At 67.2% G+C, this 20,142-nt stretch carries 14 protein-coding genes and 1 tRNA gene; 13 read left to right on the top strand and 2 right to left on the bottom strand.

Features of this window, described 5'->3' with window-relative positions; translation table 11 throughout:
- Nucleotides 1-44: 44 nt before the first annotated feature.
- Genes recC through recD form a run of 3 tightly spaced genes read left to right on the top strand, consistent with a single transcriptional unit; the run spans nucleotide 45 to nucleotide 9,012 of the window.
- Nucleotides 45-3,467: an exodeoxyribonuclease V subunit gamma gene (gene recC / locus FA89_RS09905; protein ID WP_240003878.1), complete on the top strand. Its 3,423-nt coding sequence runs from the start codon at nucleotides 45-47 to the stop codon at nucleotides 3,465-3,467.
- Nucleotides 3,464-7,117 (top strand): exodeoxyribonuclease V subunit beta, encoded by a 3,654-nt coding sequence (gene recB, locus FA89_RS09910; protein ID WP_036140460.1) that lies wholly within the window; start codon nucleotides 3,464-3,466, stop codon nucleotides 7,115-7,117. The genes recC and recB overlap by 4 nt, the downstream gene beginning before the upstream one ends.
- Nucleotides 7,114-9,012 (top strand): exodeoxyribonuclease V subunit alpha, encoded by a 1,899-nt coding sequence (recD, locus tag FA89_RS09915; RefSeq protein ID WP_036140461.1) that lies wholly within the window; start codon nucleotides 7,114-7,116, stop codon nucleotides 9,010-9,012. Before recB ends, recD begins: the two co-directional genes overlap by 4 nt.
- Before the next feature lie 21 nt (nucleotides 9,013-9,033).
- On the opposite strand, the gene FA89_RS09920 is transcribed toward recD, so the two are convergent.
- Nucleotides 9,034-10,044 carry an NAD-dependent epimerase gene (locus tag FA89_RS09920; RefSeq protein ID WP_036140463.1) on the bottom strand — a complete coding sequence of 337 codons (1,011 nt, stop codon included), beginning with the start codon at nucleotides 10,042-10,044 and terminating at the stop codon, nucleotides 9,034-9,036.
- 231 nt (nucleotides 10,045-10,275) lie between these two features.
- Here FA89_RS09920 and thrS point away from each other — a divergent pair, with 231 nt between their 5' ends.
- The 10 genes from thrS to FA89_RS09970 all read left to right on the top strand — a co-directional run bounded on the left by thrS (nucleotide 10,276) and on the right by FA89_RS09970 (nucleotide 18,888).
- Nucleotides 10,276-12,177, top strand: a complete 1,902-nt coding sequence (gene thrS, locus FA89_RS09925) for a threonine--tRNA ligase (protein WP_036140465.1) — start codon at nucleotides 10,276-10,278, stop codon at nucleotides 12,175-12,177.
- Nucleotides 12,178-12,222: 45 nt separating this feature from the next.
- The gene (gene infC, locus FA89_RS09930; protein ID WP_343123045.1) at nucleotides 12,223-12,750 is read left to right on the top strand and encodes a translation initiation factor IF-3; all 528 of its coding nucleotides are present in this window, start codon (nucleotides 12,223-12,225) and stop codon (nucleotides 12,748-12,750) included.
- Nucleotides 12,751-13,025: 275 nt separating this feature from the next.
- Nucleotides 13,026-13,223: a 50S ribosomal protein L35 gene (gene rpmI, locus FA89_RS09935; protein ID WP_036114929.1), complete on the top strand. Its 198-nt coding sequence runs from the start codon at nucleotides 13,026-13,028 to the stop codon at nucleotides 13,221-13,223.
- 14 nt (nucleotides 13,224-13,237) lie between these two features.
- Entirely contained in the window at nucleotides 13,238-13,597 is a 360-nt protein-coding gene (gene rplT / locus FA89_RS09940; RefSeq protein WP_036140468.1) for a 50S ribosomal protein L20, read from the top strand.
- Between the two features lie 100 nt (nucleotides 13,598-13,697).
- Nucleotides 13,698-14,690 (top strand): phenylalanine--tRNA ligase subunit alpha, encoded by a 993-nt coding sequence (gene pheS / locus FA89_RS09945; RefSeq protein ID WP_036140469.1) that lies wholly within the window; start codon nucleotides 13,698-13,700, stop codon nucleotides 14,688-14,690.
- A 27-nt stretch (nucleotides 14,691-14,717) separates the two neighbouring features.
- Nucleotides 14,718-17,099, top strand: a complete 2,382-nt coding sequence (pheT, locus tag FA89_RS09950; protein WP_036140470.1) for a phenylalanine--tRNA ligase subunit beta — start codon at nucleotides 14,718-14,720, stop codon at nucleotides 17,097-17,099.
- A 1-nt stretch (nucleotide 17,100) separates the two neighbouring features.
- A complete protein-coding gene (gene ihfA / locus FA89_RS09955) occupies nucleotides 17,101-17,400 on the top strand; it encodes an integration host factor subunit alpha (RefSeq protein ID WP_036140472.1) in 300 nt (99 codons plus the stop codon).
- Nucleotides 17,381-17,737, top strand: a complete 357-nt coding sequence (locus FA89_RS09960) for a MerR family transcriptional regulator (RefSeq protein ID WP_036114913.1) — start codon at nucleotides 17,381-17,383, stop codon at nucleotides 17,735-17,737. Before ihfA ends, FA89_RS09960 begins: the two co-directional genes overlap by 20 nt.
- Nucleotides 17,738-17,783: 46 nt before the next feature.
- Nucleotides 17,784-17,860: transfer RNA gene (locus FA89_RS09965), tRNA-Pro, on the top strand.
- Nucleotides 17,861-17,928: 68 nt separating this feature from the next.
- Complete coding sequence (locus FA89_RS09970; RefSeq protein ID WP_051938661.1) at nucleotides 17,929-18,888, top strand: LysR substrate-binding domain-containing protein; 960 nt, start codon at nucleotides 17,929-17,931, stop codon at nucleotides 18,886-18,888.
- Nucleotides 18,889-18,899: 11 nt separating this feature from the next.
- On the opposite strand, the gene FA89_RS09975 is transcribed toward FA89_RS09970, so the two are convergent.
- A complete protein-coding gene (locus FA89_RS09975; protein WP_051938662.1) occupies nucleotides 18,900-20,090 on the bottom strand; it encodes an alpha-hydroxy acid oxidase in 1,191 nt (396 codons plus the stop codon).
- Between the last annotated feature and the right edge of the window lie 52 nt (nucleotides 20,091-20,142).

The raw sequence follows: 20,142 nt of genomic DNA on the forward strand, positions 1-20,142 counted from the left end.
GTCATCATCAACCGCATGATTCCCGAGTCCGCTGGAGCTCCGTGGTGACCACAGCGAACGACATCGCGCCTGGGCTCATGGTCCTGCATGGCAACCGCCTGGAAGAACTGCGTGACGTCCTGGTGGCGTGGCTTCGCCGTGCGCCCTTGCAGCCCCTGGAAGACGAGTCGATCCTGGTGCAGTCCAACGGCATCGCGCAGTGGTTCCGCCTGGCGCTGGCACGCTCGGAGGCCGACGGCGGCATGGGTATCGCCGCGGCCGTCGATGTGCAATTGCCGGGGCGTTTTCTCTGGATCGCCTACCGCGCTGTGCTCGGCAAGGATGCCGTGCCGCCGGAGTCGCCTTTCGACAAGTCCCGTCTGGTCTGGCGCCTGATGCGCCTGTTGCCATCCGTGGCGGCCGAAGAGGGCTTCGCATCGCTGAGCGCGTTCCTCGGCAAGGACGACGACGCGCGAAAGTGCCACCAGCTGGCCGAGCGGCTTGCCGACCTCTACGACCAGTACCAGGTATACCGTGCCGACTGGCTTGACGATTGGGCGGCAGGGCGCGACGTGCTGCGGGACGCCCGCGGTGCGGCGCCCGACATGGCGGAAGACGATTGCTGGCAGGCGCGCCTGTGGCGTCGCTTACTGGACGATGTCGGCCCGGACGAGGCCGACGGTCACCGTGCCGCGGTGCACGAGCGCTTCCTGCGGGCCGTGGCCTCCGTGTCGGAGCGCCCGGCGGCCCTGTCGCGTCGCATCGTGGTGTTCGGCATGTCCTCGCTCCCGCGGCAAACGCTGGAGGCCCTGTCCGCGCTGGCACGCTGGTCGCAGGTGGTGCTGGTGGTGATGAATCCCTGTCGCCACTACTGGGCGGACATTGTCGACGACCGCGAGTTGCTGCGGGCCGAGCGGAGGCGTCAGGAAAGCAAGCCCGGCATGCCCCTGCTGCCTTCCGACGAGGACATGCACCTCTACGCCAACCCCCTGCTGGCCGCCTGGGGCAAGCAGGGTCGCGACTACATCCGCCTGCTCGACGAGTTCGACCATCCGGATACCTATCGCGAGCATTTCACCGCGTGGGACCAGCGCATCGACCTGTTCGCCGAGCCGACCGGCAACACGCTGCTCGGGCAGGTGCAGGCGGCCATCCTCGACCTGGAGCCCCTGCCGGAAGAACCGCGGCCGGTGGCGGCGGACGACACCTCCATCGTCTTCCATCTCGCGCACGGGCCGCAGCGCGAGGTGGAGATCCTGCACGACCAGCTGCTTGCCCGGTTCGAGGCATCAGCCCGCGACGGCCATCCCATCCTGCCTCGCGACGTGATCGTGATGGTGCCCGATATCGAAACCTACGGCCCGCACATCGACGCCGTCTTCGGCCGCGTGCCGCGCGACGACCCGCGATTCATTCCGTTCAGCGTGGCGGATCGTGCGGCGCGTGGCACCGTTCCGCTGGTCATGGCGCTGGACATGCTGATGGGCATGACCGAGTCGCGGTTCACGGCCGGCGAGATGGCCGATCTGCTCGATGTCCCGGCGGTGCGCACGCGTTTCGGCCTGGCCGAGGACGACCTGCCCTTGCTGCATCGCTGGATCGGCGGCGCTGGTATCCGCTGGGGGCTGGATGCCACGCAGCGCGGTTCGCTGGGGCTGCCGGCCCTGGAGCAGAACACCTGGGCGTTCGGTCTGCGGCGCATGTTGCTGGGCTATGCCGTGGGGGAAGGGGAGGCATGGGGCGATATCGAGCCCTTCGACGAGGTGGGGGGGCTCGATGCGGCGCTGGTCGGCCCGTTGTCCGACCTCCTCGCCGCACTCGGTCGCCACTGGCAAGATATGGCCGACCCGGCGCCGGCAGCGGTATGGGGGGCACGCCTGCGCCGGCTGATCGACGATTTCTTCGATCGTTCGGACGCCGAGGATGCCAAGCAGTTGGAACGCCTCCTGGATGCCCTCGATACCTGGGAAGGCGCTTGCGCCGAAGCCCGGTTCGACGAGCCCTTGCCGGTCGATGTGGTGCGCGAGGCCTGGCTGGGTCAGTTCGACGACGCGGGACTCTCCAAGCGATTCCTCGCCGGTGCAGTCAGCTTCGGTACGCTGATGCCCATGCGGGCCATCCCGTTCCGGGTGGTCTGCCTGCTGGGCATGAACGACGGCGACTACCCGCGTGCCCGTCCGCCCATGGATTTCGACCTGATGTCGCGGTCGGGTGCGTGGCGGCCGGGCGACCGCTCGCGTCGCGAGGACGATCGCTACCTTTTCCTCGAGGCCCTGCTGTCCGCGCGCGATGCACTGCATATCGGCTGGGTCGCGCGCAGCGCCCGCGACAACAGCGAGCGCGCGCCATCGGTGCTGGTGGGTCAGCTGCGGGATTACCTGGCATCGGCATGGCGGTGCGCCGACGATAAGCCGCTCCTGGCACGTCTTTCGGTGGAGCACCCGTTGCAGCCCTTCAGTCGTGCTTACTTTCGTGAGGGCGACACCCGGTTGTTCACCTATGCCAGCGAGTGGCGCCAGGCACACGACATCACCCCGTCCGCCGACGCGTCGACCTTGCCGGCGCTGCTCGTCGAACGGCCCATCGGGCTTGCCGTGCTGCGGCGTTTCCTGCGTCATCCGGTGCGGGAGTTTTTCCAGGCACGGCTCGGCGTGCGGTTCGAACTGGGCGACATCGCGGGCGACGACCAGGAGCCGTTCGCGGTCGATGCGCTGGGTCGGTTCGGCATGACCGACGCCTTGCTGCGTGCCGCCGTCCACAGCGGCGATGACGCCGCGGGCGCGATCGATATGGCGGCGTCGCGGCTGCAACGCAGCGGCCTGCTGCCCATGGGCGGGTTCGCTGCGCCGGTGCGCCGTGAACTGACGGCCACGGCGTCGGCCATCTTCGCCCGGTTCGTGACCGAGCGCCGCCGCTGGCCGATCGATGCCGGCAAGCGGGAAGTGCGTGTCGAGGCCGCGGGTGTGGTCGTCGAGGACTGGCTGGCCGAACTCCGGTCCGACACGGAAGGCAACCTCGCCGCTTTCCTGCTTTCGCCCGCGAACGTGCTGGAGCCGGACGGCTCGCCACGTACGCACCGGCTGGTGATGCCATGGATCGATCACCTGGTGGCCCAGGCCGCCGGGCTTGCCGTGCAGACCCGGTATGTCGGGCCGGACGCCACGATCGTGCTTGCTCCGATTCCGACCGACCGCGCCACGTCCATGCTGGAGACACTGCTGCTGGCGTGGCGCGAGGGCATGCGTGCGCCGCTGCCGGTGGCCGCGCGCACCGCGCTTTCGGCGCTCCTGGCCCCGGAGGAATCATCAATGCAGGCGGCACGAAGCGCCTACGAGGGCGTCCACGACCGCGTACGGGGCGAAGTGGACGGCGATCCGTACCTGATGCGCGCGTGGCCGGAGTTCGATGCGCTCGAGCGCGCCGGCTTCACCCGCTGGCTGCAGCCCTATCGCGACCTGCTGGGCGCGCTTCACGTGGAGCGCGCATGACCCTCGACTTCCAGACGCTGGACCCACTGACCATGCCGCTGGACGGCGTGCGCCTGATCGAGGCCAGTGCCGGCACGGGCAAGACGTGGACGATCGCTGCGCTTTACGTGCGCGCTGTGTTGGGCCACGGCGTGGCGCAGCCCTTGCTGCCGCCGCAGATCCTTGTAGTGACGTTTACCGAGGCGGCCACGCAGGAACTGCGCGAACGCGTGCGGGCGCGTCTCGTCGAGGCGGCTGCCGCGTTCCGGGCCGGCACGACGAAAGAGCCCTTCCTCGCCGCGCTGATGGATGCCTGCGAGGCGGATCGCCATGGCGCATGCGCGCGCCGGCTCGAACTCGCCGCGCAATGGATGGACGAGGCGGCCATCTTCACCATCCATGGCTGGAGCCAGCGGATGCTGATCCAGCATGCCTTCGGCAGTGGCCACGCCTTCGCCCAGACGCTGGAGCCGGACGAGAGCGAACTGCTCGCCGAGTGCGTACGCGACTACTGGCGCAAGGCGTTCTACCTGCTCGACGAGGCGCGTCTCGCACCCATCCTCGAGGAATGGCAGACGCCCGATGCGCTTGCGCGCGCACTGCGCCCCTTGCTGTTCGGCGGCGAGGCCACGTTGCGCGTCAACGGCGAGGTATTGGCCTCCGGCGGCGATCTCGATGCGGCCCTGCTCGATCGTGCCGCATGGGACGAGGAGGATGAGCGACGCCACGCGGATGCGGCGCGCACATGGCTCGCCGATATCGATCGCATCGAGGCGATCGTCACCGCCGCGGTAGGCGACAAGACCCTGCACAACGGCTGGTACAAACCGGACCGTATTCCCGCCGATCTTGCCGCCATGCGTTACTGGGCGGAACGTGCGGAGCGCGTCGACTTCGATATCGCGCGGTATTCCGTGACGCGGCTGGGCAAGGCCACCGGCAAGGGCAAGCATCGGCCCGAGCATCCGGCGTTCGCGGCACTGGAACACTGGCAGGCCTGGCAGGCGGGAAAGGTAGGCATTCGCCATGTGGTGCTGGCCGACGCCCTGGCTTGGGTGCGCGAGCGGTTCGCCGCGCAGAAGCTGCGTCGCGCGCAGATCGGGTTCGACGACCTCCTGCTGCGCCTGGACCGCGCGCTCGCCGCCGATACCGGAACGGGACTGGCGCAGACCATTGCCCAGCAATACCCGCTCGCCCTTATCGACGAGTTCCAGGACACCGACCCCTTGCAATATCGGATTTTCCGCGCGATCTACGCCGCGGCGGAAGGTACCGGACTGTTGTTGATCGGCGACCCCAAGCAGGCCATCTATGCCTTCCGCGGGGCCGATATCCAGACCTACCTCGGGGCCAGGGCGGAAGCCCTCGCCCCGCATTACAGCCTGGATACCAACCATCGTTCCAGTGAGGCCATGGTGGCGGCGGTCAATGCGCTGTTCGGGCATGCCGAAGGCCACGCCACGGGTGCGTTCCACTTCGCCGACCGCGGGCTACCCTTCGCACCGGTGCGGTCCCGTGGTCGCAGCGAACGCCTCGTTATCGACGACGCTGTGCCCGCGGCCTTGCAGGTCTGGCTGCTCGACGACGAACAGCCGGTGGGCGTGCGTATCTATCGCGAGCAGATGGCAGGCGCCTGCGCCACGCACATCGTCGAACTGCTGAATGCCGCGGGTCGTGGCCGCTGCGGTTTCGTTTCGGTCGAAGGCCACTTCACGGCGTTGAAGCCGGCGGATATCGCCGTCCTGGTCCGTAGCCACAGCGAGGCGACCCAGATACGCGATGCGCTGGCGCAGCGCCACGTGCGCAGCGTGTTCCTGTCCGATCGCGACTCGGTGCTCGAAAGCATCGAGGCCCACGACATCCTGCTCTGGCTGCGTGCCGTGGCCGAGCCATCCTCCGACACGGCCATGCGTGCCGCGCTGGCCACCCGCAGCCTCGATCTGGGCTATGGCGAACTGGAGCGCCTCAATGTGGACGAGCGGCACTGGGAGCGGCGTGGGCAGGAGCTATTCGAACTGCGCGAGACGTGGCGCCGGGGTGGGGTGCTGGCCATGCTGCACCGTTTCCTGCACCTGTTCGACCTGCCGGCGCGGTTGCTGGCGCAGCGCGGCGGCGAACGCAGCCTGACCAACCTGCTGCACCTGGCCGAGCTGCTGCAGCAGGCCGCGTCCACGATCGAGGGTGAGCAGGCGCTCATCCGTCATCTGGCCGAGCGTATCGCCGACACCGCCGGTCACACGGGCGACGACCAGATCGTCCGCCTGGAAAGCGACGACGACCTGGTCAAGGTGGTGACCATCCACAAGTCGAAGGGCCTGGAATATCCCCTGGTCTTCCTGCCCTTCGCGGCCGCCGTGGCAGGCATGCGCCCGGGGCAGGGGTATCGCTACCACGACGGCAACGGGGCACAGCTGGAACTGGTCGCGGCCAGCCACCAGGGTGCGGGCGATGCCGTGCGTGACGCGAAGGAGGCCGCCGAGCGCGCGGTGTTGCAGGAAGACCTGCGCCTGCTCTACGTCGCCCTGACCCGTGCGCGTCACGCGTGCTGGATCGGTGTCGCGCCGGTCAGTCATGCGTCCGCGAAAAAACCGCAGCTGCACAAGGCGGCGTTGGGTCACCTGCTGACCGGTGGCGCGGAGATAGACAACGGCGCGATAGAGGGTCTTCTGCGGCGCCTTGCGGACGGTCATGCCTGCATCGCCGTGGACTACATGCCCGCGCCGGAAGACAACCGCTACGAACCCCCGGTGCAGCAGGAACATCCCGCGCCGGCGCGCCGTGCGTACATCGCGCGTGCCGAGCCCTGGTGGATCGCCAGCTACAGCGCACTGCGCCATGCGGAGGACGACATCGTCGCGCCGGAGACCGCCACCGACGACGTGATCGTCGAATACGCGAGCGAGCGTCCAGCGGCGCTGGCGGAGGCCGGCAGCATCCATGCGTTCGAGCGTGGCGCGGAGGCCGGCACCTTCCTGCACGACCTGCTCGAGTGGATGGCGGAGGAAGGCTTTGCGGCGGTCGCCCGCGATCCGCAGCGCCTGCGCGATACCGTGGCACGCCGCTGCGAGCGTCGCGGCTGGGCGCATGCGATCGACCTGCTGACGATCTGGCTGCTCGGGTTGCTGTCCACGCCGCTGTCCTTGCCTGACGGCCGCACGCTTGCGCTCGGTGCACTGGACGATCCCCGCCGCTATCGCGCGGAGCTGGAATTCCTGTTCGAAGCGAAGGGTGTCGATACGCTTGCGCTGGACCGCATCGTCCGCACCCACACGCTGGACGGCGCGGCAAGGCCGGCGCTTGCGTCCGATCGCGTCAACGGCATGCTCAAGGGCTTCATCGATCTCATCATCGAGCACGAAGGACGCTGGTACGTCGTGGACTACAAGTCCAACTGGCTGGGCGCCGACCAGCACGCCTACACGCCGGAGGCCATGCGCCGCTCCATCCTCGACGCCCGCTACGAGTTGCAATACGCGCTCTACCTGCTTGCGCTGCATCGCCAGCTGCGTACACGCCTGGGCGACGCCTACGACTACGACACCCATATCGGCGGCGCCATCTATCTTTACCTGCGTGGCGTGGACGGTCGCGGTCACGGCGTGCATGCCGAGCGTCCGCCGCGGGCGATGATCGACGCGCTGGACACCTTGTTCCGGGGAGCGGACGCATGAACACCGTGCCGACACGCGACGACCTCGATCGCTGGATGGACAACGCGGTGGCGGAGGATCGTCTTCGTCCGGTCGATCGCGCGTTCGCGCGCTTCCTCGGCAGCCTCGATCCCCAGGGTGATCCGCGGGTCCTGCTGGCGGCGGCGCAGGCCAGCCGCGAGCTGGGCGATGGACATATCTGCGTCGACATCGGCACCTGGAACACCGCCGCCGACGCCGCGCTGGCGGATATCCGGCCTGTCCTCGCAGCCTCGCCGCTGGTGGCCGGTCCCACGGGGGACGCCGCCGCGCCGCTGGTCCTCGATGGCGATCTGCTCTACCTGCGCCGTTTCTGGCGTGACGAGGCACGCGTGGCCGAGGCCGTGCTCGGCCGGTTGGCGCCGCTGCCGGTGCCGGACGACCTGGCCGCGGAGCTGGATCGCCTGTTTCCTGTCGTGGAGAGCGGACCCGACTGGCAGAAGATCGCCTGTGCCATCGCGGCGCGGGGCGCGTTCGCCGTCATCACGGGCGGCCCGGGCACGGGCAAGACCACAACGGTCATTCGCCTGCTGGGGCTGTTGCAGACGATGGCGCAGCGTGCCGGCCAGCCGCGCCTGCGCATACGCCTCGCCGCGCCCACCGGCAAGGCGGCTGCGCGACTCAACGCGTCCATCGCCGTGCAGATCGATCGGCTGCAGGTGGATGCCTCCGTCAAGCAGGCGATACCCGCGGAAGTCACTACGCTGCACCGCCTGCTGGGCAGCCGTCCCGACAGCCGCCGCTTCCGCCACGATGCCGACCATCCGCTGCACCTGGATGTCCTGGTCATCGACGAGGCCTCCATGATCGACCTCGAAATGATGGCGGCCACCCTCGACGCGCTGCCGCCGCAGGCACGGCTGGTGCTGCTGGGCGACAAGGATCAGTTGTCCTCCGTGGAAGCCGGGGCCGTCCTCGGCGACCTGTGCGCGCGGGCCGACCGGGGCTACTACGATGCCGGCACGCGGGCCTGGCTGTCCGGAACGCTCGGTGTCGACGTAGGTCCCTGGTCCGCGACGGACGACGAGGCACGGCCGCTGGACCAGCAGGTGACCATGCTGCGGCGTAGCCGCCGCTTCGGCGAGCACAGCGGCATCGGCGCGCTGGCGCTGGGCATCAACCACGGCGACATGACCGCCGTGACAGCAGCGTTTTCCACGTCGAGCGGCGAATTGGCCTTGCTGCCGGCGTCGGCCGCGTCCATTGCCGCCTTGGCGATCGACGGGCGCGACCAGGCCCCGGGCTATAGGCATTACCTGGACTGGCTGGAGGCGAACCGGCCCCCGCTCGGCGCTAACCTCGCGGCCTTCGAGGCATGGGCGGCGGGTGCGCTGACGGCTTATGCGCGATTCCAGTTGCTGTGCGCCACGCGTCATGGCGATGCCGGGGTTGACGCGCAGAACGAACGCATCGCCAAAGGCCTGCTCGAGCGCGGGCTGGTCGAGGCCATTGGCGGTTGGTACGAAGGGCGGCCGGTGATGGTGACGCGTAACGACTACGCGCTGGGCCTGATGAACGGCGACGTCGGCCTGACCCTGTGGGTGCCGGACGGGCAGGGCGGCATGGCCTTGCGCGTGGCGTTCGCCGTCATGCACGAGCAGGGTGGGGAACGCATCCGTTTCGTGGTGCCCAGTCGTCTCTCCGCGGTGGATACCGTGTTCGCGATGACGGTGCACAAGTCGCAGGGGTCCGAATTCGAACACACGGCGTTGGCGCTGCCGGCCGAACCGTCGCCCGTGCTCACGCGCGAGCTGGTCTACACCGGCGTGACGCGCGCCCGCGCCGCGTTCACCCTGCTGGCCTCGCCAGACATCGTTGCCTACGCGGTGGGTCGCAAGACCCATCGCGCTTCGGGACTGCTCCGCCGCCTGGTCTGAAGGCGGCGAGCCAGCGAGGTGTCAGTCCACCCGGTAGTACGCCTTGTACCACTCGGCGAACTTCGCCAGCCCCGCGTCGATCGACGTGCTGGGTGCGTAACCGACGTCCCGGCGGATCGCCGAGACGTCGGCCCAGGTATCCGGCACGTCGCCCGGCTGCATCGGTAGCAGGCGCTTTTCGACCGTGCGGCCCAGGTGTTTCTCGAGCAGGCCGATGAAGTCGAGTAGCTGGACGGGTTCGTCGTTGCCGATGTTGTACACGCGATACGGCGCCGACGAACTGCCGGCATGCGGCGCCACCGGGTCGTAGCCCGGGTCTGGCTGGGCCGGGTGATCCAGCGTGCGGACCACGCCCTCGACGATGTCGTCGATATAGGTGAAGTCGCGGCTGTGGTTGCCGTGGTTGAACACGTCGATGGCCTCGCCCTGCACGATGCGGCGGGCGAACAGGATCGGCGACATGTCCGGCCGGCCCCACGGGCCGTACACCGTGAAAAAGCGTAGCCCCGTGGTGGGCAGCCCGAACAGGTGGCTGTAGGTGTGCGCCATCAGCTCGTTGGACTTCTTGGTCGCCGCATACAGGCTGACCGGGTGGTCCACGGCATCCTCGACGGCGAAGGGCATTTTCCGGTTCGCGCCGTAGACCGAGCTGGACGACGCGTAAACCAGGTGGCCGACCGCGTGCCGGCGGCATGCCTCCAGGATATTGACGAAGCCGACCAGATTGCTTTGCACGTACGCGTGCGGGTGGGTCAGCGAATAACGCACGCCGGCCTGGGCGGCGAGGTTGACCACGCGCTCCGGCTGGAAATCGGCGAAAGCCTTGTCCACTGCGGCCTGCTCGGCAAGATCGGCGCGCACATGGCTGTAGTTCGGGTGGCCGATGAAGCGGGCCACGCGTGCTTCTTTCAACGCGGGGTCGTAGTAATCGTTGTGGTTGTCGAAGCCCAGCACGGTGTCGCCGCGGGCCAGCAGGCGCTCGGTGAGGGCCGAGCCGACGAAACCGGCGGTGCCGGTGACTAGGATACGCATGGGGAAGACCTGTTCTCTAGCGAATGACACAGTGTAACGGACGCCCGGATTGACACGGCCGCGTGCCTGATCTAGCTTTTGCGGGTATCCAGCCGACGAAGGTGGCCCGCGGTAACGCTGGCCGAGTGTGCGACATGCGGACTACGCGCCCCTCCCTCTGACTCCACGCCACGTCTTCGTCATCTTCGAAGGGCGCATGGCGCCCTTTTTGTTTGTCCGGAATTCGCATTCATGATCCAGATCACGCTACCCGACGGCAGCCAGCGCCCGTTCGATCACCCGGTGTCCGTGCAGGACGTCGCCGCCTCCATCGGTGCGGGCCTTGCCAAGGCCACGCTCGCTGGCAAGGTGGACGGCACGCTGGTGGATGCCAGCTTCACGATCGACCACGATGCCGCGCTCGAGATCGTCACCGACAAGAGCCCCGAGGCGCTGGACATCCTGCGCCACTCCACGGCCCACCTGCTAGGACAGGCCGTCCAGCGCCTGTTCCCCGGCGCGCAGGTCACCATCGGCCCGGTGATCGACAACGGTTTCTACTACGACTTCGCCTACGAACGTCCCTTCACCCCGGACGACCTCGAGGCCATCCAGGCGGAGATGGAAAAGATCGTCAAGGAACAGATCCCGGTGACGCGCTCGGTCAAGAGCCGCGACGAGGCGATCGACTTCTTCCGTGGCCTGGGCGAGGAGTACAAGGCCCAGATCATCGAGAGCATCCCCGCGGGCGAGACGCTGTCGCTCTACACGCAGGGTGAGTTCACCGACCTCTGCCGCGGCCCGCACGTGCCCAACACGGGCAAGCTGCGCGCCTTCAAGCTGATGAAGGTGGCCGGCGCCTACTGGCGCGGCGATTCCAACAACGAGATGCTGACCCGCATCTACGGCACGTCCTGGCTCAACGACAAGGACCTCAAGGCCTACCTGCACCAGCTGGAGGAGGCCGAGAAGCGCGACCACCGCCGCATCGGCAAGCAGCTCGACCTCTTCCACATGCAGGAAGAAGCGCCGGGCATGATCTTCTGGCACCCCAAGGGCTGGGCCATCTGGCAGGCGGTGGAGCAATACGTGCGCGGCGTCTACAAGAGCAGCGGCTACCAGGAGGTGCGCGGTCCGCAGATCATGGACGTCAGCCTGTGGAAGAAGTCCGGCCACTGGGACAACTACCAGGAAAACATGTTCTTCACCGAGTCGGAGAAGCGCACGTACGCCCTGAAGCCCATGAACTGCCCGGGCCACATCCAGATCTTCAACACCAGCCTGCACAGCTACCGCGACCTGCCGGTCCGCTACGGCGAGTTCGGCGGCTGCCACCGCAACGAGCCCTCCGGTGCCCTGCACGGCATCATGCGGGTGCGCGCCTTCACCCAGGACGACGGCCATATCTTCTGCACCCCGGCGCAGATCGAAGGCGAGGTCGCGGCGTTCCACGCCCAGGCCATGAAGGTCTACGAGGATTTCGGCTTCAACGAGATCGCCATGAAGATCGCCCTGCGCCCGGACAAGCGCATCGGCGCCGACGAGGTCTGGGACAAGGCCGAGCACGCCCTGCGCGCCGCCCTCCAGGCGGCCGGCGTGGCCTGGGAGGAGCTGCCGGGCGAGGGTGCCTTCTACGGCCCCAAGATCGAGTACCACATGAAGGATTCCATCGGCCGCGCCTGGCAGGTGGGCACGATGCAGGTCGATTTCATGATGCCCGAGCGCCTGGGTGCGGAATATGTCGACGAAAACAGCCAGCGGCAGCACCCGGTCATGCTCCATCGGGCCATCGTCGGCTCGATGGAGCGGTTCATCGGTATCCTGATCGAGCACCACGCGGGCTTGCTTCCGACGTGGCTTGCCCCCATTCAGGCGGTTGCGTTCAGCATTACCGACGCTCAGGCCGATTACGTGCAAGAGGTAACCCAAGCCCTTGTCGGACAAGGGTTCAGGGTAAACTCCGATTTGCGCAACGAAAAAGTCGGATATAAAATCCGCGAGCACACGTTGCAGAAGGTGCCTTATCTGATCGTGGTCGGTGACCGCGAGAAAGAAACAGGTACCATCTCCGTACGTACCCGCGGCGGCGAGGACCTCGGCAGCATGCCGTTGGCCCAGTTCGTCGAACGTTTGGAAGCCGAGACCCGTCGCTGACGCCACGGGTCCGGTATTGGGATCAATCTTCTGGAGGATAGCGGTATCGCTACGACCGATAACAAGGGCAATCGCAAGAACAGAGACATTCGTGTCCCGCAGGTCCGCGTGCTTGGCGCGGAAGGCGAGCAGCTCGGCATCATGCGGACGGAAGACGCCATCAAGGCCGCCGAAGAGCTGGGCATGGATCTGGTCGAAATCCAGCCGAACGGCGATCCGCCGGTCTGCAAGATCATGGATTACGGCAAGTTCAAGTTCGAGGCCCAGAAGAAGGCCTCGGCTGCGAAGAAGAAGCAGAAGCAGGTCGAGATCAAGGAAGTGAAGTTCCGCCCCGTCACCGACGAGGGCGACTACCAGATCAAGCTGCGCAAGATGCGCGAGTTCCTGGAAGAAGGCGACAAGGTCAAGGTCACCATCCGCTTCCGCGGCCGCGAAATGTCCCACCAGGACCTCGGCCAGAACCTGGCGCGCCGGGTCCAGACGGACATCGGCGAAGATGGCGTGGTGGAGTCCTTCCCCCGTCTCGAAGGCCGCCAGATGGTCATGATGATCGGCCCGAAGAAGAAGATCTGAACCCAGAAAGGCGCCCCAGGGCGCCTTTTTTTGCGAACCAGACGGGGGGTGTGTAGGAGCGCACGCTGTGCGCGATCCGGGCTCGCCCCACCTCTTCCTCATCCCCGCGTTGTCGGCTTTTCGCGCACAACGTGCGCTCCTACACGTTCTTCGTGTATCATCGCCGGCTCGGCCCGCATGGATGGGCCGTACCACCGTACCCGGCAGGAAGGAAAGTGCTTGTCCCGCAAGGGCTTGCCGCCGGATCAGTCAGCAACCGAATACGGAGCATTCCGATGCCCAAGATCAAGACCAACCGGGCGGCAGCGAAGCGTTTTCGCAAGACCGCATCCGGCAAGTTCAAAGCCGGTCATGCCTTCAAGTCACATATCCTGACCAAGAAGTCGACCAAGCGTAAGCGCGGCCTGCGCGCTCCCAATCACGTCAAAGCTTGCGACACCAAGGGTGTAGCTCGCATGTTGCCGTATCTCTAAGGGAGGGTTGAACCATGGCTCGTGTTAAGCGTGGCGTTACCGCCCGTCGTCGTCACAAAAAAATCCTCGGCCGTGCGAAGGGCTACTACAACGCCCGTCGCAAGGTATTCCGCGTAGCCAACCAGGCCGTCATCAAGGCTGGCCAGTACGCCTATATCGGCCGCAAGCAGCGCAAGCGCCAGTTCCGCGCCCTGTGGATCGTCCGTATCAACGCTGCTGCCCGTCAGTTCGGTCTGTCGTACAGCCGCCTGATCAACGGTCTGACCAAGGCCGAGATCGCCGTCGACCGCAAGGTCCTCGCCGACCTCGCCGTGCACGACATCAAGGCATTTGGCGTGATCGCAGAGAAGGCCAAGGCCAGTCTGGCTGCGTAATCCGCTTTGAACGCGCGATAGCGATGTCGCGCGAAGATGGATGACGTGGGGAGAAGGCCTTGCCTTCTCCCCATTTCTTTTTTGGACGTCAGGAAATCCGATGGAATCGATCGAGCATATCGACGCGTCCTTGCGCGACATCGATGCGGCCGCCTCGCTGGAGGCGCTGGACGCCGTCCGCGTTGCGCTGCTGGGCAAGAACGGTGCAGTCACCGCGGCGCTCAAGGCCCTGGGCCAGTTGCAGGGCGATGAACGCAAGGCGCGCGGCGCCGAGGTCAATCGCGTCAAGGAGCGTCTCACCGACGCCATTGCCGCCCGCCGCCAGGCGCTGGAGCAGGCCGAACTGGATCGCCGCCTCGCCTCGGAACGCATCGACGTCACGCTGCCGGGCCGCGATGGCGAATACGGCGGGATCCATCCGATCACGCGTGCGCTCGAGCGCATCGCCGATATCTTCGGTCGCCTCGGCTACCAGCGTGCCGATGGTCCCGAGATCGAGGACGACTGGCACAACTTCGAAGCACTGAATTTCCCGCCGCACCATCCCGCGCGCGCGATGCACGACACCTTCTACTTCGGCGACGGTCGGCTGCTGCGCACGCATACCTCGCCGGTGCAGGTGCGCTCGATGCAGGGGCGCCAGCCGCCCATCCGCATCATCGCGCCGGGCAAGGTATACCGCAGCGATTCGGACCAGACGCACTCGCCGATGTTCCACCAGATCGAAGGCCTGCTGGTGGACGAGACCTCCAGCTTCGCCGACCTGAAAGGCACGCTGGCCGAGTTCATCCGCGCGTTCTTCGAGCGCGATTTCGAGATGCGCTTCCGTCCCAGCTACTTCCCGTTTACCGAGCCCTCGGCGGAAGTCGATATCCGCTGGGATGCCGAGGACGGTTCCACGCGCTGGCTGGAAGTGCTCGGCTGCGGCATGGTCCACCCGACCGTGCTGGCCAACTGCGGCATCGATCCGGAGCGTTACACCGGCTTCGCCTTCGGCCTGGGCGTGGAGCGCTTTGCGATGCTGCGCTATGGCGTCGGCGACCTGCGCGCCTTCTTCGAGAACGACCTGCGCTTCCTTCGCCAGTTCGCCTGACCGCCCTCCGGATCAAAGAGTGTCCCCATGAAATTCTCCGAAAACTGGTTGCGCGAATTGGTGGCCATCGATGCCGACCGCGCGGCGCTGGTCCATGCGCTCACCATGTCCGGCCTGGAAGTGGAAGAGGTCACCGAACTGGGTGACGGGCTGCACGGTGTGGTCGTGGCCGAGATCGTCTCCGCCACCAGGCATCCCGAAGCCGATCGCCTGCAGGTCTGCATGGTCGACGCCGGCCTCGGCGAACCGGTGCAGATCGTCTGCGGTGCGCCCAATGCGCGCGTCGGCATCCGCGTGCCGCTCGCCACGGTGGGTGCCACGCTGCCCGGCGGTATCGCGATCAAGGCGGCGACACTGCGTGGTGTCGAATCGTCCGGCATGCTGTGTTCGGCCAAGGAACTGGGCATCGACGCCGACGCGTCGGGCCTGCTCGAGCTCCCAGCCGATGCGCCGGTCGGCACCCCGCTGGCCGATTACCTGGGCCTGCCCGACGCCAGCATCGAGCTGAAGATCACCCCGAACCGCCCCGACGTGCTGGGCCTCAACGGCCTGGCGCACGACGTGGCGGCGCTGTTCGGCAGTCGCGTGAAGGCCATCGGTGTCGACGCGGTGCCGGTGACGGCCAGTGCCACGCGTGAGGTGCGCCTCGACGCCGGCGCGGACGCGCCGCGCTATCTCGGGCGCATCATCGAAGGTATCGACGCTGCCGCCGCCTCGCCGCTGTGGATGGCCGAACGGCTGCGTCGCGCCGGCATCCGTCCGATCAGCGCCATCGTGGACGTTACCCAGTACGTGATGCTGGAACTCGGTCACCCGTTGCATGCCTTCGACAACGACACGCTGCACGGCGCGATCGTCGTCCGTCATGCGGGGCAGGGCGAAACCCTGAAGCTGCTCGACGGCAACGCGGCCACCCTGGACCCCTCGTTTGTGGTGATTGCCGATGAAGCCCGCGCCCTGGCCGTGGCCGGCATCATGGGTGGCTCCGATTCGCGCGTAACCGAGAGCACGCGCAACGTGTTCCTGGAAGCCGCGCATTTCGCACCCGCCGCCATCATGGGGCGCGCACGCAAGCTCGGCCTGCACACGGATGCCTCGCACCGCTACGAGCGCGGCGTCGATCCTGCGCTGCCGCGGCGTGCCATGGAACGGGCCACCGAACTGCTGCTGCAGATCGCCGGCGGCCAGGCGGGCCCGATCACGGTGGCGGAGCGTCCGGAAGACCTGCGCGAGCATGCGCCGGTGGTCCTGCGCCATGCGCGCCTGCACCGCATCCTGGGCATCGAGGTCACGGCCGACGAAGTGGTCCGTATCTTCACCGCCCTGGGCATGGGCGTGGAAGAGATCGCCGACGGCTGGCGGGTGACCCCGCCGAGCAGCCGCTTCGATATCGAGCGCGAGGAAGACCTCATCGAGGAGGTCGCCCGCATTCACGGTTACGAGCGCATCCCCACGCACATCCCCGCCGGCCAGATCGCCCTGCGCTCGGAGCCGGAAGCGCGCCTGAGCGAAATGGTCCTGCGCGACCAGCTGGCCGCGCGTGGGTACTTCGAAGCGGTGACGCTGTCCTTCCTCAGTGCCGACCTGCTGACCACCTGGGGCCTGGACCACGCCTGGGTGCCGCTGGCCAACCCGCTTTCCGCCGACCTGGCGGTGATGCGCACCTCGCTGCTGCCCGGCCTGGTCGAGGCGCTGCGGCACAACCGCGCGCGCCAGCAGGAGCGCGTCCGCCTGTTCGAGGTGGCACGCAGCTTCCATGCCACCGGCGGCGCGCCCGACGAGATCGGCCGCGTGGCGGTGGTCGCTTCGGGCCACGCGCGTGCGGAGCAATGGGGCACGCCGTCGCGCACGGTCGATTTCTTCGACCTCAAGGGCGACCTCGATGCGCTGATCGCCCACACCGGTGAGCCGGCGCGCTGGTCGGTCGACACCGAAAGCCTGCCGTCCTGGCTGCATCCGGGCCGCAGCGCCAGGGTGCTGCGCGACGGCCAGCCCGTCGGCTACCTGGGCGCCCTGCATCCTGCGCTGGCCAAGGCGCTGGACCTGGGCCCCGATGTGCACGTGATGGAGCTGGCCCTCGAGCCGATCCTCGCGCGCCGGCTGCCCAGCGCCAGCCGGGTGACCCGCTTCCCCGCCGTCCGCCGCGACATCGCCGTGGAGCTGCCGGAAGAGGTGTCCTGGTCCGCCGTCGAAACCGCCGTGCGCGGTGCCTTGGGAGAGGTCCTGAAAGAGCTTCGACTGTTCGATCGATACGCCGGAAAAGGCATCGACGAAGGACGAAAGAGTCTCGCTATGGGCTTGATTTTACAGGACGCTTCACGCACCCTTACCGACGAAGATGCCGACGCTCGCGTGGCAGAAGCGGTGGGGGCATTGGAGAAGACATGCAAGGCAAGATTGCGAGGGTAAGATGGCGCTGACCAAGGCGGAAATGGCCGAGCGGCTTTTCCTCGACGTGGGCCTCAACAAGCGTGAGGCCAAGGAGTTCGTTGACGCGTACTTCGAGGTCGTGCGTGAAGCCCTCGAGCGGGGCGAACAGGTCAAGTTGTCCGGCTTCGGCAATTTCGATCTGCGCCAGAAGAATCAGCGTCCCGGTCGCAATCCCAAGACCGGCGAAGAAATTCCCATCTCTGCCCGGCGGGTCGTCACCTTCCGTCCCGGCCAGAAACTCAAGGTAAGAGTCGAGGGCTATGCTGGACCCAGGGAATAACACCGAGCTTCCGGCGATCCCGGCGAAGCGCTATTTCACCATTGGTGAGGTCAGCGAGCTTTGCGGCGTCAAGCCGCACGTACTGCGCTACTGGGAGCAGGAATTCCCCGCACTCAAGCCGGTCAAGCGCCGCGGCAACCGTCGGTACTACCAGCGCCACGATGTGCTGATGATCCGCCAGATCCGTTCGTTGCTGTACGACGAGGGTTTCACCATCACCGGTGCGCGTGCGCGGCTGGAGGGCCCCCAGGCCCGGATGGAAGCCAGCATGTCCCACCAGATCGTCCGCCAGGTTCGCCTGGAGCTGGAAGAAGTCCTTACCCTGCTTCGTCGTTGAACCGCTTTCGCAGTTCACGGCGTTGCTGCTACAATCATTTGCTCGTCGGGGTGTAGCGCAGCCTGGTAGCGCACTACGCTGGGGGTGTAGTGGTCGCGAGTTCGAATCTCGCCACCCCGACCATTATTCGAAAAGGCGTCCCGATGGGGCGCCTTTTTTCGTTTAAGGTGGCGGCCAGGAGAACGGTGCCCATGACTTCCCCTCGCCATCCGTCGCCCGACGGTCCCCACCATCGACTGCCCTCCACCGCGCACCTGCGTGCCCTGGAAGCGGCGGCCAGGCTCGGTTCGTTCGAACGGGCCAGTCATGAGCTGGCGATCACGGCCAGCGCCGTGGCCAAGCGGGTGGCTGCGCTGGAGTCGCTGCTGGGCGTAAAGATGCTGTCGCGCACGGGGCGGGGCGTGGAGCCCACGGCCATCGGTCGCGAATACCTGGAGCAGGTGAATGTCGCGCTGGGCCTGCTCACCCGGTCCGCGTATCACCAGCGTGCGTCCACCTCACGTCGGCGCCTGCGTGTCGCCACGCCGCCCACGTTCGGCCGCGACCTGCTCGTGCCGCACCTGCCGGCCTTCAGCGAACGGCATCCGGACATCGAACTGGAACTGATGCCCTCGATTCCCTACCTGGACATCACCGCGCCCGGCTGGGACGTGGAGATCCGTTTCGGCGACGGTGCATTCGACGGCGTGCTCAGCGAGCGGCTGACCGACGACACCGTGTTCCCGGTGGCCAGCCCGGCCTACCTGGCCCGGGTCCGCTTCGATACGCCCGCCGACATGCTGCGGCGTGGCGTGCTGCTGCGCTGCCCGCTGGAACCGTGGGGACCGTGGATGCGCGCGGCGCGCGAGCATACCGGCACGGGGGATGTCGACGAGCCTACCCAGGGCCATCGGTTGATGGATCTGGGCATGCTGATGGAGGCGGCGTTGAACGGGCAGGGCGTGGCCCTGGTCCGGCGTAGTCTTGCCTGGCGGTATCTACAGGCGGGTCGGCTGATCCCTCTGTTCGCTATCGAGGCGCGACCGACGTCCGCTTATTACCTGTGCTCGCCACGCGGCGTGGACGACGACGGATCGCGTGCCGCGTTCGGGGCGTGGCTGCACGAGGTGTGCCGGGCGGCGCAAGGCGCGTCCGTTGCGCGGGACGCATAGGAACAGCGGCCTCAGGTCGTGCCCTGCACCCGCGCACGCATCGGCAGCCAAGGTTCGCCACGCTCGTCCAGCAGCACCGAGCGATCCAGGTCGTGCACCGACGTATGCCCGGTCAGCGCCATGCTGACGTCCAGCTCGCGACGCAGTATCTCGATGACGCGCGTCACGCCTTCCTGGCCCATGGCACCGAGTCCGTAGAGGAACGCCTTGCCGATGAGGCCGGCACGCGCACCCAGCGCCAGGGCCTTGAGCAGCGACTGCCCGGTCTGGATGCCGCCGTCGAACAGCACCTCGATATCGTTGCCCACCGCGTCGACCACGCGGGGTAGGGCGACGGCCGAGGCGATCGCACCGTCCAGTTGCCGGCCGCCGTGGTTGGAGACCACGATGGCATCGACGCCGGCGGCCACCGCTGCACGGGCATCGTCGGGGTCCATGATGCCTTTGAGGATCAGCTTGCCGGGCCACAGGTCCCTGATCCAGGCGATGTCGTCCCAGCTCAGCCGCGGATCGAACTGGCTGCCGATCCACTGGGCCAGCGTGGTCAGCCCGCCGGCGCCGTCGATCTGGCCGGCCAGGTTGCCGAACGATCGACTCGGCGCGGTCACTACGCCTCGCACCCAGCGTGGCTTGCCGAGAATATCCAGCAGGTTCTTCATCGTGAGCTTCGGCGGTACGGTCATGCCGTTCTTGATCTCGCGATGGCGTTGGCCCTGGATCTGCAGGTCGGCCGTGACCATCAAGGCCGAACAGCCTGCCTCGCGTGCACGGGCGATCAGCGAGCGGGTGAAGCCCCGATCCCGCATGACATAGATCTGGAACCAGAACGGATCGTCCACCGCCGCCGCCACCTGTTCCACGGAGCAGATGGACATGGTGCTCAGGCAGAACGGGATGCCCGCCGCGGCGGCGGCGCGAGCGGCCAGTATCTCGCCGGACCCATGGGTGAGGCCGGTCAGCCCGGTGGGTGCGATAGCCAGGGGCAGCGACACGGGTTGGTCGACGACGGTCGTCGCCAGGTCGCGCCGGTCGACATCGATCATCACCCGCTGGCGCAGGCGAATGCGGTCGAACACGGCGCGGTTGTCGCGCAGCGTCACCTCGTCGTACGAGCCGTGGTCGGCGTAGTCGAAGAAGGCGCGGGGAACGCGTTTGCGGGCCAGCTCGCGCAGGTCGGCGACACAGGTGACGGGAGCGGGCATGGGTCGTCCAGCGCAGGGATACGGTGATCCGATGCTAGGACGACCCGCTATC

The sequence above is a fragment of the Luteibacter sp. 9135 genome (genome assembly GCF_000745005.1).
Lineage (GTDB): Bacteria > Pseudomonadota > Gammaproteobacteria > Xanthomonadales > Rhodanobacteraceae > Luteibacter.

Bases quoted from the DNA above. Each gene is read 5' to 3' on its own strand.
- recB (WP_036140460.1), top strand. From the start codon at position 3,464: ATGACCCTCGACTTCCAGACGCTGGACCCACTGACCATGCCGCTGGAC.
- recD (WP_036140461.1), top strand. From the start codon at position 7,114: ATGAACACCGTGCCGACACGCGACGACCTCGATCGCTGGATGGACAAC.
- FA89_RS09920 (WP_036140463.1), bottom strand. From the start codon at position 10,044: ATGCGTATCCTAGTCACCGGCACCGCCGGTTTCGTCGGCTCGGCCCTC.
- thrS (WP_036140465.1), top strand. From the start codon at position 10,276: ATGATCCAGATCACGCTACCCGACGGCAGCCAGCGCCCGTTCGATCAC.
- rpmI (WP_036114929.1), top strand. From the start codon at position 13,026: ATGCCCAAGATCAAGACCAACCGGGCGGCAGCGAAGCGTTTTCGCAAG.
- rplT (WP_036140468.1), top strand. From the start codon at position 13,238: ATGGCTCGTGTTAAGCGTGGCGTTACCGCCCGTCGTCGTCACAAAAAA.
- pheS (WP_036140469.1), top strand. From the start codon at position 13,698: ATGGAATCGATCGAGCATATCGACGCGTCCTTGCGCGACATCGATGCG.
- pheT (WP_036140470.1), top strand. From the start codon at position 14,718: ATGAAATTCTCCGAAAACTGGTTGCGCGAATTGGTGGCCATCGATGCC.
- ihfA (WP_036140472.1), top strand. From the start codon at position 17,101: ATGGCGCTGACCAAGGCGGAAATGGCCGAGCGGCTTTTCCTCGACGTG.
- FA89_RS09960 (WP_036114913.1), top strand. From the start codon at position 17,381: ATGCTGGACCCAGGGAATAACACCGAGCTTCCGGCGATCCCGGCGAAG.
- FA89_RS09970 (WP_051938661.1), top strand. From the start codon at position 17,929: ATGACTTCCCCTCGCCATCCGTCGCCCGACGGTCCCCACCATCGACTG.
- FA89_RS09975 (WP_051938662.1), bottom strand. From the start codon at position 20,090: ATGCCCGCTCCCGTCACCTGTGTCGCCGACCTGCGCGAGCTGGCCCGC.